The 11,909-nt window shown below is 56.4% G+C and carries 12 protein-coding genes; 4 read left to right on the top strand and 8 right to left on the bottom strand.

Annotated elements, in window-relative coordinates:
- Positions 1-2: 2 nt before the first annotated feature.
- The 4 genes from JYB84_RS02260 (at position 3) to JYB84_RS02245 (ending at position 3,797) form a co-directional block, all read left to right on the top strand.
- Positions 3-692: a tetratricopeptide repeat protein gene (locus JYB84_RS02260; protein ID WP_207321838.1), complete on the top strand. Its 690-nt coding sequence runs from the start codon at positions 3-5 to the stop codon at positions 690-692.
- Positions 676-1,752 (top strand): Lcl domain-containing protein, encoded by a 1,077-nt coding sequence (locus JYB84_RS02255; RefSeq protein WP_207321837.1) that lies wholly within the window; start codon positions 676-678, stop codon positions 1,750-1,752. Before JYB84_RS02260 ends, JYB84_RS02255 begins: the two co-directional genes overlap by 17 nt.
- A gap of 231 nt (positions 1,753-1,983) precedes the next feature.
- Positions 1,984-2,520: a cytochrome b gene (locus tag JYB84_RS02250; protein WP_207321836.1), complete on the top strand. Its 537-nt coding sequence runs from the start codon at positions 1,984-1,986 to the stop codon at positions 2,518-2,520.
- The gene (locus JYB84_RS02245) at positions 2,517-3,797 is read left to right on the top strand and encodes an ethylbenzene dehydrogenase-related protein (RefSeq protein ID WP_207321835.1); all 1,281 of its coding nucleotides are present in this window, start codon (positions 2,517-2,519) and stop codon (positions 3,795-3,797) included. The genes JYB84_RS02250 and JYB84_RS02245 overlap by 4 nt, the downstream gene beginning before the upstream one ends.
- Here the strand turns inward: JYB84_RS02245 and JYB84_RS02240 are convergent.
- From JYB84_RS02240 to JYB84_RS02205, 8 genes are read right to left on the bottom strand one after another with little or no spacing between them, the layout of a single operon-like run.
- Positions 3,794-4,813 (bottom strand): cytochrome c biogenesis protein ResB, encoded by a 1,020-nt coding sequence (locus JYB84_RS02240; protein ID WP_207321834.1) that lies wholly within the window; start codon positions 4,811-4,813, stop codon positions 3,794-3,796. The two genes, JYB84_RS02245 and JYB84_RS02240, sit on opposite strands and share 4 nt — an antisense overlap.
- The gene (locus tag JYB84_RS02235; RefSeq protein WP_207321833.1) at positions 4,789-7,173 is read right to left on the bottom strand and encodes a cytochrome c3 family protein; all 2,385 of its coding nucleotides are present in this window, start codon (positions 7,171-7,173) and stop codon (positions 4,789-4,791) included. The genes JYB84_RS02240 and JYB84_RS02235 overlap by 25 nt, the downstream gene beginning before the upstream one ends.
- 11 nt (positions 7,174-7,184) lie before the next feature.
- Complete coding sequence (locus tag JYB84_RS02230) at positions 7,185-8,222, bottom strand: 6-bladed beta-propeller (RefSeq protein ID WP_207321832.1); 1,038 nt, start codon at positions 8,220-8,222, stop codon at positions 7,185-7,187.
- On the bottom strand, positions 8,216-8,572 hold the full coding sequence (locus tag JYB84_RS02225) for a c(7)-type cytochrome triheme domain-containing protein (protein ID WP_207321831.1): 357 nt from the start codon (positions 8,570-8,572) through the stop codon (positions 8,216-8,218). The genes JYB84_RS02230 and JYB84_RS02225 overlap by 7 nt, the downstream gene beginning before the upstream one ends.
- 17 nt (positions 8,573-8,589) lie before the next feature.
- Positions 8,590-9,213: a c(7)-type cytochrome triheme domain-containing protein gene (locus JYB84_RS02220; protein WP_207321830.1), complete on the bottom strand. Its 624-nt coding sequence runs from the start codon at positions 9,211-9,213 to the stop codon at positions 8,590-8,592.
- 19 nt (positions 9,214-9,232) lie between these two features.
- Positions 9,233-10,129 carry a hypothetical protein gene (locus JYB84_RS02215; protein WP_207321829.1) on the bottom strand — a complete coding sequence of 299 codons (897 nt, stop codon included), beginning with the start codon at positions 10,127-10,129 and terminating at the stop codon, positions 9,233-9,235.
- 10 nt (positions 10,130-10,139) lie between these two features.
- Positions 10,140-10,940: a hypothetical protein gene (locus tag JYB84_RS02210; RefSeq protein ID WP_207321828.1), complete on the bottom strand. Its 801-nt coding sequence runs from the start codon at positions 10,938-10,940 to the stop codon at positions 10,140-10,142.
- 9 nt (positions 10,941-10,949) lie between these two features.
- Positions 10,950-11,906, bottom strand: a complete 957-nt coding sequence (locus tag JYB84_RS02205) for a c(7)-type cytochrome triheme domain-containing protein (RefSeq protein WP_207321827.1) — start codon at positions 11,904-11,906, stop codon at positions 10,950-10,952.
- Between the last annotated feature and the right edge of the window lie 3 nt (positions 11,907-11,909).

Here is an 11,909-nt window from a genome sequence, read left to right as displayed (position 1 = left end):
CCATGAATGACAAACGCCTGCGTAACATAGTGTTTTTCGTGTTTGCGACCCTGGTGCTCGGCACTGTGTTCAGCCTGCTGCCGCAATCCTTTGTGACAGGACATAAACACAAATACCAGGACTCAGCCCAAGACCCCAGCTACTGGCGCAGCGACAGCCTGACGCCCAAGCTTGAGCCCCAGCAGCAACTGCAACAACCGACCGATTATGTCAGTGGCGCCCTTGACCCTGCGGGCCATGCCAAAACGGCACAGCAGAACCAACAGCTGCAGGCGTTCAACGATGCCGTGACCCTGATGCAATATGGTCACCCTGAAGCGGCGCTGGTGAAATGGCACGAATTTATCGGTCGCTATCCCAATGTGGTCGAAGCACAGGTCAATCTGGGCTACACCTTTATCGCCCTGGAGCAATGGGACTTTGCCCGCAGCGCACTCGAACATGCATTGGATCTCAACAGCAATCAGGCCAACGCCTACTACGGCCTGGCTCTGGTTGCGGAAGCGGGCAACGAGTTACGCCTCGCCAAAGAATATATGCAAACCTTTCTTCACCTTGAGCACGATAAGGCATTCGATAACAAAGCAAGGGCGGCGCTTTGGCTATGGGAAGAAAAATTAAAGCCTGACTATGTGTCACAAAATACCGTGACCGAAAAAGACGTGACCGAGAAAGATGAAGCCAAGCACTAAGCCGTTACTGATTTGCGCCCCGCTGTTTTCCACCCTATTGCTTTCAAGCCTGCTGTTTTCAAGCAATAGCCTTGCTGAACAGACTTGCCGCCCCGGCACCTCCCAGCCCGACCAACGCTTTATTGTCTTTGAAGACACGGGCCTGGTGCGGGACAGGGTCACCGGCCTGCTGTGGCAGCGCTGCTCCGTGGGGCAATTCTGGAACGGCACCGGCTGCGAAGAGTCCAGTAAACGTATGATTAAATCCTGGTTCACTTATTCTCAGCTGGACAGCGCCGTAGAGCGCACCATCAAGGAAACGGGTCAGGATGGCTGGCGGGTGCCCACCATAGACGAGCTGCAAACCCTGGTGAAGTACGACTGCCAGGATCCGGCCATCAACAGCCATATGTTCCCCAATACCCCCAGCTGGCGTTTTTGGTCATCCACCCCCTTTGCCAACAACCCTGAATATGCCTGGACTCTGGACTTTGCCACCGGCGTGCCATCCACAGTGCTGACCAAAACCGCCTCCTATAACGTGCGCCTGGTGAAGGGCAAGATCCCCCGCCTCAATACCCCCCAGGCCAATAACGACGAACAGGCCCTGGCTGAATGGGATGACGGCATCCACAATCTTGCCAACCCGGATCTGCAGGCGCTGCAGTCTCAAAAGGCCGCCTTTGCCGACCTGCCGCTGAACGATTTCGGTAAGCCCGACTGGGCGGCGCTGCTGCGCGAGGGCGTAATAGCTCCCAGGGTGAACAAGTTTGGTGAGCCCGAAGAAATGCCGGTATGGAAACACGATATTATTTTCAAGGACACGGCCAACATGCCCTGGGTCAAGTTCCCGCACCAGACCCACAGCGAGTGGCTGGCCTGCACCAATTGCCATGACGATATTTTTGCCCAGAAAACGGGCACGGCCGACATCTCTATGGCGACCATCTATTCAGGCCAGTATTGCGGCACCTGCCACGGTGTGGTGGCCTTTACCCTCACCGACTGCGCCCGTTGCCACAGTCAGATCCATCCAGGCGTGTCCGATCAATGGAAGGAATACTATAAGGACAAGCACTGATCTGAGTGACCCACAACGTCTTTGGATCCACAACGCCCCGCCAACGGCCTTGTGGGTCCTGCCTAGCGCCTTGTCTGCATCCGAAATCCGAGCAGGATCACAAAGTCATCAATTGCTCGCCTTTTCAGCACTATATTCAGCAAGGCTAATTAATTTATTCCACTCGAATCACAAAATGCCGCTGCCGCAGGTGCCAGAATAGCGCCAAGACCACTGCGGAGGGCATCCAAAATGGCAGCAGACAAACCCGTTCAACACTTCCACTGTTTCAGCAAATGCATTCACCTGCTGACCGCCTTATTGTGTTCACTGGCCTTTATTATGGCCTGGAAGGCACTGGCCACGCCGTCTCTGGATGTATCACTGCTGGAGACCCATTACGCCATTGGGCTGCTGGTACTGTTGCTGAGCATACTGCGGCTGGTAACCCTGCATCTGGTGGGTAAACCCAAGGCGCTGGGCAGTCCCCTTGCCCGCGTCATGGCCTGTATGGGCCACTATGCCCTGTACCTGGTGATCTTTATGATCCCCCTCTCCGGCATGTTGCTGATAGCAGCCAAGGCCAAACCCTTACTGTTCTTCGGTATCACCCTGTGGTCGGGCTTTCCCGAACGCACCGGCTGGCTGATCCGGTTTGCCAGCGAATTGCACCAGAGCCTGGTATGGGGCAGCACCGCCCTGTTGCTGGTCCATGTGGCTGCATCCCTCTATCATCACTTTATACTCAAGGACATCACCCTCGTGCGTATGCTGGGGAGCAACAAATGAAATCAGCACTGCCGGTACTTCTGGGACTGCTGGCCTGGCCCCTTGCCCAGGCCGAGCCCCTGACCCTGACGGACACCTGGTCGGAAGTGAACTGGAACGATGTACCCGTGGTGAGCCGCACCCTGTTTTTTCCCGGCAAGGTCAGCTTTGAATGGCTGAACTCCAGCCGTCATCCGGGCTTTCAGGACCCTTTTTTTGAGCAGCGGCGCTGCAACGCCTGCCATAAGGATGAGGAATACGGGCTTGGCAATATGCTGGTCAAAGGCAGCCAGGACAGCTACCCCGGCAAGATGGGCGCCCTCAGGCTGCAATTGCAAATCGCCCATGACAATAACTTCCTGCATGTCAGGGCCCGTTGGCAGGGGCAAGCCAACAAACCGGCGCGTTTGCATAGCCTGCTGACACTGGAAAACGGTCAATGGCAGCCGCTGCAATTCAACGCGCCGGCAGAAGAAGCTTTTTCTATCATGTGGGACGATGGCAGCATCCCCCTATTCAGCAGTCAGGGATGCTTTCTCAGCTGTCACCTGCCGCAAGAGGGCAAGCCCGCCAAGGGACAGGGCCCAGGACTCAAAAATTATTTAGCCGCGGTGGGTGCCGGCAGTGACAAATTTTTACCCGCCAGTCACAGCGGTCGCGGCGCCCGCGCCAAGCCCCTCAAAGAAACCGAGTTGATGCAGCAACAGGCCCAGGGCCAGTTTGCCGATGTATGGCAATGGCGCTCGGCCACATCCGGGGTGTTGGGGATAGTGGATGATGGTTGGCTGCTCGACAGTCATTATCAGGATCCGGGCGAGCCCAGTGTCAAACTCAACTTTAATCCCAGGACCGGTGAACCCATTTGGATGTTCAACCCTGAGGTGCAGGGCCGCAGCGCCCTCAACAAGCTGGATCTGTTAAAACAGCAAGGCCTGTTGACCCTGGTCGAAGGCCACAACACAGCGCCTTTCGATGCCGCCAAATTGCCCAAGGGCGCCCTGCTGCCGCAATATTATGTGTCCCGCCAGCAGGCACACAGCAGCGAAATGCAGCGCATCGAAGCCAGCTGGGACAAAGGTATTTATACCCTGGCGTTCAAACGGCCCCTGGATACGGGTGACAATAAAACCGACAAGTCGCTGCAAGCGGGCAAGGTTTACACCTTTGCCATCGCCATCCACGATGATAATGCCGAGGGCCGCGGCCATTTTGTCAGCTTCCCCATCTCTGTCTCCCTGAACCCCAAGGTGGAAGCCGATATCATCAGCCGGGAGTTGAACGGCGCGCAGAATCCCTAGGAAGCATCTGTCGGAGACTGGGACGATCTGTTCGTGGCGGTTGAAGCGGCCCAGTCGTAACGGCTGAAGCGGCGGTAGAAGTACCAGCCCATGGCGGCACAAAGAATAACACCAATGGCGAGCAAAAAAGGCTTGGCCGGATCGTAGATAATCTCAAAGCCCTGCCAACTGCCAAGGCCCAGGTAACGCAGGCGACCACCGTTGATGGCAATCTCCTGCCCGGGCCGCAGCTCCAGCCGCCGTTCGCCCTGGCGCAGCACCAAAAAGGCAGCGGCGGGCGGCACAAAATCCACCGCATCCATGTTGCTCTCCAGCATGGACTCCACCCCTTCCAGCTTGAGCCAGAAGGGTTCACCCAGCAAGGCCACTTCGTTGGCCTGGCGCAGCTCATTGGCCGCCAGCCAGGGGAAATTCACCCCATGGGTCAGGGTTTGCCCTGCTCCGTCGGTGAACTGCAACAGGGCGCTGAAACCTATGTTTTTGGAAACATTGATGCGGTAGCCGCGCCACACCAGCGGCAGGTGCTCGGCCACCACCCACTGTTCATCATCAAGCCACACCCGCGCCCGCAGCCGCTGGGCCCTTTTGCCGGGCACATAGGTGGCCTCCATCGCCTGCAGCGACAGCGACAGTTCATCGAGGGAATAGGGGTGCAGGGGGCCCTGCTTGGTTACTACCAGCTGCCCCGGGGCAAAGGTGGCGCCTTCCGGCAATTCAAAGCGGCCCTGAAAACCCGCCAGACTGCCGTACAGGGCCACCGGCAACAGCATGGCCAGGGCAATATGAAACAGCAACAAACTGCTGTCACGCTTAAAGGCCGGTTGATGCAGGATGGCGAAAATCAGATTCACCGTCAGCAGCAAGACCGGTGCCGCTATGGCCTCGGCATAGGGCCAACCCAAGAGATTGGCCGCGACCACGGCCAGCAACAGCAGGGATATGGCGGCAAAAGTGAGCTTTAGCGACGCCAAACTACTGACCAACTGAGTCATCAACTGCAAGTGCTTTTCATCCACTTAATTCCTTTTAAATCGGAGTTATTAGGATCTTTTCCACAGTTAGTATCGCTCCAGGTTCGACTGTCAGCCCAGCTTAAAACCCTCAAATACGCTTTTCTATAATAAGGCCCCCAATTAAGATACCCACCATTTCCGGGCATATTGGTACCCTCAGGCTGTCCACCTTCAGGCCCTACATCGTTCAAGTTCGCCAGGAAAGCGCGGTTTTTCCAGCCATGGGGCACAGCCACATGACACATTGTACATCTCAGCTGAAATTGGGGACTTGCATTACGAATTCTGTCCGTATGAACGCCATGTAAGTCACCTTTGCCACCATAAAAGCCCGAGTTACCCTGTGCGCCATCCTTATTTGTGCGATATTCAATATTATGACACTTGAAACAAATGGCAGTTCCACCCGCCTTATCATTGCCATTTTGAATTGTCCATATCGATTCTTCCCAAGCACCTCTAAGGATAAAGTGGTTATTTGAACCATGGGGTCCCCAGGGCTTTCCTGTGCTTGGGGCGCTGCCGCCAGGATTGGAATCACTTCCTGTTCCGGTGCCGTTATCACTGCCATGACAGTCAGTGCAGTACATGGTTTGGTTACCTATGTTCTTCCACGGCTCGTACCAGCGTGCAGCACCACGAGTGCCTGCGGTCCTGTTTGTTTTGTCCATCACTGGATGCCAGGAACGGTTCTTGCCCTTGGTATAGCCTTTCGCCGATTCCGGCGCTCTGAACTCCATCGCCTGATTGGTCAGCTGGCTCACGCCGTTGGTATTGACCGGGGTACCACCGCTACTTTGGCCCAGGGTCGGTGGCGTAGTGCCAAAGCCATAGTTGGAGTGGCAGCGCATACACACCTGATATTCCCGGGTCACATAGGGCTGGGTCACCTCGGTACCGCCACCGGCTGGCGGTACGCCTTTTTTAACGATAAAAGTAATGTACTGATTAGCCTGTACGGGGTCTGGCAGAAATGCATCTGCTCCTGGGGCGTACACGGGTTCCACCCCGATGGAGCCCTTAAGGGCTCCGGAAGCAATATTGGTGTGTGTGGAAGAGCCGCTGTGGGTGTGGGTACCCTGACTGCCGGGGGCTGTAGCATTGAGCAACGGTGCCTTCATTACCCTGTGGGGGTTGTGGCAGTCGGTGCACTCGGCATGGCGGTTCTGGGTATCGCCATTGCCGGTACGGCTGGGATCCTCGGAGAAATCGGCATCCTTGATATCATGATGCTCAATCTTTTGCTGATCAACGTTGGTGATCGGCATGGTGTAGGTCTTGGTCGTAAAATCCGTGCGAATATCCGGGATACCGGCTTCCTGCACCACGTTGTTGCTCAATTCCCTGTGGCACTGATAGCAGGTTTCCTCAATGGCCGGATTGCCACCGGACTTGGGCGAGGCGGTGCTGTCGGTGCCTTCCCGCAACAGGCGGCGTGAGCCTTCCACAGTATGGGTATCGTGGCAGTTTAAGCACCCGGCCTGCCATACCTTGGTGCCGAGGGGAAACTCGCGCTGGTTCGCCGCTGCATCTGTGTAGGTGTAATTGGCCGTGGTGCTGCTGGCATGCACAGAGTTGGACCAGGCATCCCCTTCCTTGTCGTGGCAGCCCAGGCAAATCATGTCGTTATTGGCATCAAAGGCGCCGCCGGCGGGCGTCACCTTCTGTAAGCGGTTGGCCCGCAGGAACTTGCGCTTGGCATCGTCCGGGTCATACAGGTGCGGGTCGTGGCAGCTGGTGCACTGCATCTTGCCCTCGTGATCCAGGGGTAACTGGGGATAGACCCCGTTACCGCGGGTGCCAATGTGGCTGACCGAGGCCGGGTCCCTGAGCTCGCCGTCGGCATTGGCGAGGGTGGTATCAAAGGTAAAGGAAATGGGGTGGTCGTTGGTCAGGTTGGTGCCGATACGGCGGGTAAAGCCGGTTTGGGCACCGCTGCCCACCGGCATGGTACCGTCGGGCTGGGTGCCACTCATGGCGATGCTGGGGTTAAGCTGACCATTGGCAACATTCACCGCCCCTATGGCCACAGTGCCGTCGTGGCAGGACAAACACAGCTTGGAGGCGCCACCGGGGGCCAGCACAGTTTCGGATTGCAGCGAAGACGAAGTATAAACCTGGTAGGTGGCACCGGTGTTCAACTGCCGGTTCCACAGAGGCACTGCTTGAGTGTTATCGCTGCCATGGGGCGTGTGGCAAAAGACACAAATCTGACTCTCGGTGTTGGCTTTAACCGTGTTGCTGCCAAGGGATGACAGGTTATGTTTGGTCATTATGATATTGGAGGAAGGCGCAGCCGCAGCCCCAGTCAGCCACAGCCCCATGATACTGCCCAGTAGGATACGCCAACCTGTGAGTCTCATTTTATTCCCATTCACTCCGTGCCCAGGTACTGAAACACTGTGACCCTGCCATTAAGCATATCACTGACATACACCCGATTCTGCCCATCCACTACCACACCAGAGGGTAACATAAAATTGCCAGGCTCAGCACCGCTGCCCCCTATAGGCAATAAAAACTCACCTTGCTGATTGAAAATTAACAGGTGATCGAAATAGGACTCGACCACGTAAATCCGTCCAGCACCGTCAAAGGCAACGCCCTTGGGGCGGTTAAGGTTTCCGACCCTGTCACCCCGTTGGCCAAGGGACAAGAGTTCCCCCGAGTCCAGGCTTAATCTGTACACCTTGGCGGCCAGGGTGTCGGCAATCAGCAACTGACCATCCCGATAGGCCAAAAAGGTGGGCCGGTTCAGCTCGGGGACATTGGCCAGCAGGCCGGCATAAGCCAGGTTTTCATCCAGCATATGTATGCTGTGATTCTGGGCATCGCTGATAAACCACTGGCGTCGGTTGGCCGCCCACGCCAAACCAACGGGTTGGGCTATGCTATTGAATTCATGGCGTTTCAATAGTTTACCTGAGAGCCTGTCCAGTTCCCAAATACAGGCCGCCTCTGAATCTGCCACCAGCAGGCTATTGTCCTTGATGGCGAGTCCTACAGGAGACTGGAAGGCACGGCCATTTTCAGTGCCCCAATAGGCAAACTGATTGGTCTTGGTGTCAAACATCAGTACCGCGGCCGAGCCCACATCGCTGACATAAAGCCGGCCTTCGCCGTCCACCGCCAGCCCCTGGGGCCGGGCCAGTTGCTTGGGCAGTTTATCGGCCTCGCCAATCAGCCACTGCCAGAAGCGCGCCATAGTGCTTTGCTGCACATATTCATGGTGAAAATTCTGCTCACCTATGATGTCACCCAAATACTGGTAACGGGGTACATCCACCGAGGGCCAGACCAAAGGAAAGCTGCTGTATTGGGAGGAAAATTCGAAGCGGGCCTGGGTCTCGACGCTGGCACAGCCGGCCAGTGATAGCCATATCACAGCACAGGCCAGCAGCCGCATCACCATATGGATGGCCCCGATGTTTTGTTGCCACCATAGATGCCACTGGGCAGGCCCGGCTTACCACTGTGGCAACGGTCACAATGCTCGGTGCTCCAGGCTACGTTACCGTTGTGGCACATGCCGCAGAACTTGCCATCTATGATGTCACTCATGCGCACATCGTTGGAACCGGCACGCATTTCAAATCCCAGCTCCGAATGACATACCTTGCATTTCACCCTGGTGCGATGAAACCAGTGCGGAAACACCACAGGGCGCATCCCCTGACTCTCTGCATAGCGGTTGAGCACCACATCGGCATATTCGGCCCACACAGGTCCAGTGGCCAGCGTTCCAATAAAAATGACTGTCAATATTCGTCGCCAGCAGGTCATTGATTCCCCCCTTGTTGCTTAAGGCGGGGATCCACTTGCTCCGTAACCGGCTCATACACCCTGGAGGGCAATGGCTGAGGTCCACCTTTAACGGGTTCCGACCAGGCCACGCTGTGGCAGCGACGACACTCGGTGAGCGGGAAAGACACGGCCCCGTGACAGCGGCCGCAATATTCGCCTGCCAGGATCACAAACATATTGGTCGGATTGCCTCCGGCCTTGGGGACAAAGATTTTATCGTGGCAGTTGCTGCAATCGAGCCAATCCGTGTGGGCCTTGTGTGGAAACCTGACCCTGGGCATTTCACCGGTATTGGGCATGATGATATCCAGATCCAAACGGCGCACCTCGGTGGCCTCATAGAGGTTATCTATGGGCTGAATAACGCCCTGATTGAGTGCCCTCACCCAGTCGACCTGATTGCCAACCCCTTGAAAGTCAGGGGGCATCTCCTTGAGTGCTTCCTCGGGCTGCTGCAACACAGTGACGCCCGGGCCTTCGGGATCGTGAATACCATCCTGCTGCAACTGCAGCCAGACCCTGGGGTCTTTTGGCTCAGTTGCCGCCCAGGCCGTTGCCAACCCAAGCAGCATCAGCAGCGCGCCCGTGAGTAATCTCATGCAATATCACCTCTTTTCATCAGGCGCTGGGAATAAAGATACCGCCCATGCGGATAGCCTTGACCAATACGGAAGTCGACTCTTCCAACTTGGCAATGGCCTCCTTGTGCTTGCCTTTCTTGGCGAGTGATTCGGCCACTTCCTGGGCCTCGGTTGCCTCCTGCACCATCTGGGCAATTTTATCCTTGAAGGACTGAGGCTTGCTTTCCAGCTTGCTGTTCACCAACAGGTTAACCAGCATAAAGTGGGTATCATTACGGTCTTTTTCGTAATGGTACTCTTCCTCGGCACTGGCGAAGCTCAGGGTGCGGGTCAGGGTATCGCCACCGCGCAGCAGTTCAATGGCGCTTTTTATCAGGTTGTAACCCAGATCCAGCTCGGTTCTGGCCGCCTGATAGTCGTCTTTGGCCCCGAGATCAGCGGCGGCAGACTTGTGTTTAGCCACCTGAGCCATCACCAGCTTGCCTTTTTCTTCGGCTTGCTTTTCCTGCACTATGCGCTGATAGGCCTCGGACAGGGCATCAACCGATTTGAGCCGCTGTTCATAATCCTGTTTGAATTTGTCTGAACTGACTTTTTTGGGAGTCGAAGCCTGAATGGCGCTGTACATCTTGCCCACCGCCATGTTCAGGTACATGTTGATGCCGGTAGTGTCGGCGGCGGTATTGGCCTGTTCGAACAGCTTGCGGGCTTCGTTATAGGTGGCTATCACTTCAGGGTCTGTGCTGGCTTGCACCTGCTTGGCACCGGAAGACACCTCCAGCAACTTGGCCACAAAAGCATAACGGCTGGGCTTACCCTCGGGCTGCACATTCAGCGGCGGGTATTCCGGAGCCTGAGTTTCAGCCATTGCCGGTATCCCGGCACACACCAGGGACAAGGCAAGCAGAACAGTGGAAAAACGGTGTTTATACATCAAAAACTCCCTAAGGCAGGTTGATGCCTATCATTCTCATCCCACGCTTCAATTCCAGGTTTGCGTCTTCCATAACAGTCACGGCCTGCGCCGTTTGCTTACCCTTTACCAAGGCCCGGGCTTTTTCCCTGAGTGTACCAGCCTGCGCCAGCTGTTGCTGCAGTTTGCTCAGTGTCGCCTTGTCCATTCCCTCTTTTGAGCGCTCCAGCATCAGCAGCATGCCATCGTAGATGCGGACCTCATAGTCATACTGCTGCTGCGGGGTATCCAGCTTGAGCTCAACGGTACGTTCCTGCTTGTCGAGCGTCCGACTGACCTGGAGTGCCAGCGCGTAGTGCAAATCATCCAGTTCGTCCCAAGATGCTTGCCACTGACCAGCCTTGGCTTGCTGCTTTAGCTGACCAAGCCGGGTCTCGGCCAGCGCCAGTGCCGCCGTTGGCTGCTTTTCCTGCCGCAATAGCTGCACATAATCCTGACTTACCGCCAGCATGGCCTTGAACTTTTCCAGGCTTTTCTCTTCTGCAGCCTGACCGCCCCCCAATTGGGATCTGAGTTTGACCGCCAGCGCAAAGGCCTGCCGTTGCAGCTCGGACGCCAACTCCAGCGCCCCGGCGTCATAGTGCCTTTGGGCCTTGGCTTGCAGCTCCCTGATATCGGCGCGGGCCTTTTGAACTTCGGCCGACATCTGTTTTGGCTGAGAGCTGACCAGCTTGTCGATCAACTGCTGCTTTTGCACGAAAGCGGGCTCGGTCTGTGCCGCCAGGGGCACAGACAAGAGCAACAGCAGCAAAGGGGACGTCAGGTATTTCACAGCGTACCTCTATTGTTTAATGCCCACGGGCTGGGTCTTGTTCTTGGAGTGACACTTGCGGCATTCAGATACCGGGAAGGCCACCTTGCCATGACAAACACCGCATTTCTCACCCATGAGAATGGCCGCCATGCTGATCTGGTTGGCCCCCTTCTTGGGAATAAAAATATCGGGGTGACAGTTGGAACAATCCAGCCATTCGGTGTGCTGCTTGTGTGGATAAACCACGTCCGGCATAAAGCCCTTCACTTCACGCACTATGTTCAGATCCATCACAAAGGGTTGCTTGCTGGGATCAGTACGGTCGTATCTGGGTGTGATGGCGCCACCTTCCAGAGCCTTGACCCAATCCACCCTGTTTCCACTGGGGGCCTTGGGCAGGGATTCAAACAGTTCCTTCGGCGGTTGCAGTGCATAGGCACCCTCACCTTCGGGATCGTGGATACCATCCTCATATGGCGGTGGGTTCCACTCCTCGGCACTCTTCATCAGGCGATTGAATTTCAGTGCCGGTTTGACCTTTTGCTTGCCTTCTGCCGACTGCATCACCTTGGCGGTGACGGCGGTTTCCTGCTTGGCGGGAGCGGCAGGCTTGGGATCGGCCTTTTTGGCCGGGGCGGGTGCAGCTTTGCCGGACTTGGCCTGTTCCAGCACACCTGCGCTTTGCAGCAGGAAGGTCACTGCAGATTCAAACACTTCATCGCTGACGTCCACGGCGCCGCCCTTGGGTGGCATACCGTTAAGGCCTTTCATACCGTGTTCCAACAGGGTCTTGTAGCCCTGGGCGGCCCTGGGTTCCCAGTCGGCCTTGTTGCCCATCTTGGGAGCGCCCATGACGCCGGGTTTATGACAGGCGGAGCAGCGCTCGTTCACCAGGGCCTCGCCCTGTTTCAGATCCAGCGCCAGGGTTGCGGCCGATGACAGCATTGCGACGGATACGGCTATCACTTTACTGAATGCGTTCATGGC

It is taken from the genome of Shewanella cyperi (genome assembly GCF_017354985.1).
Lineage (GTDB): Bacteria > Pseudomonadota > Gammaproteobacteria > Enterobacterales > Shewanellaceae > Shewanella > Shewanella cyperi.
The sequence above is the reverse complement of the archived record's forward strand: the minus strand, read 5'-3'. Positions and strand labels throughout refer to the sequence as shown.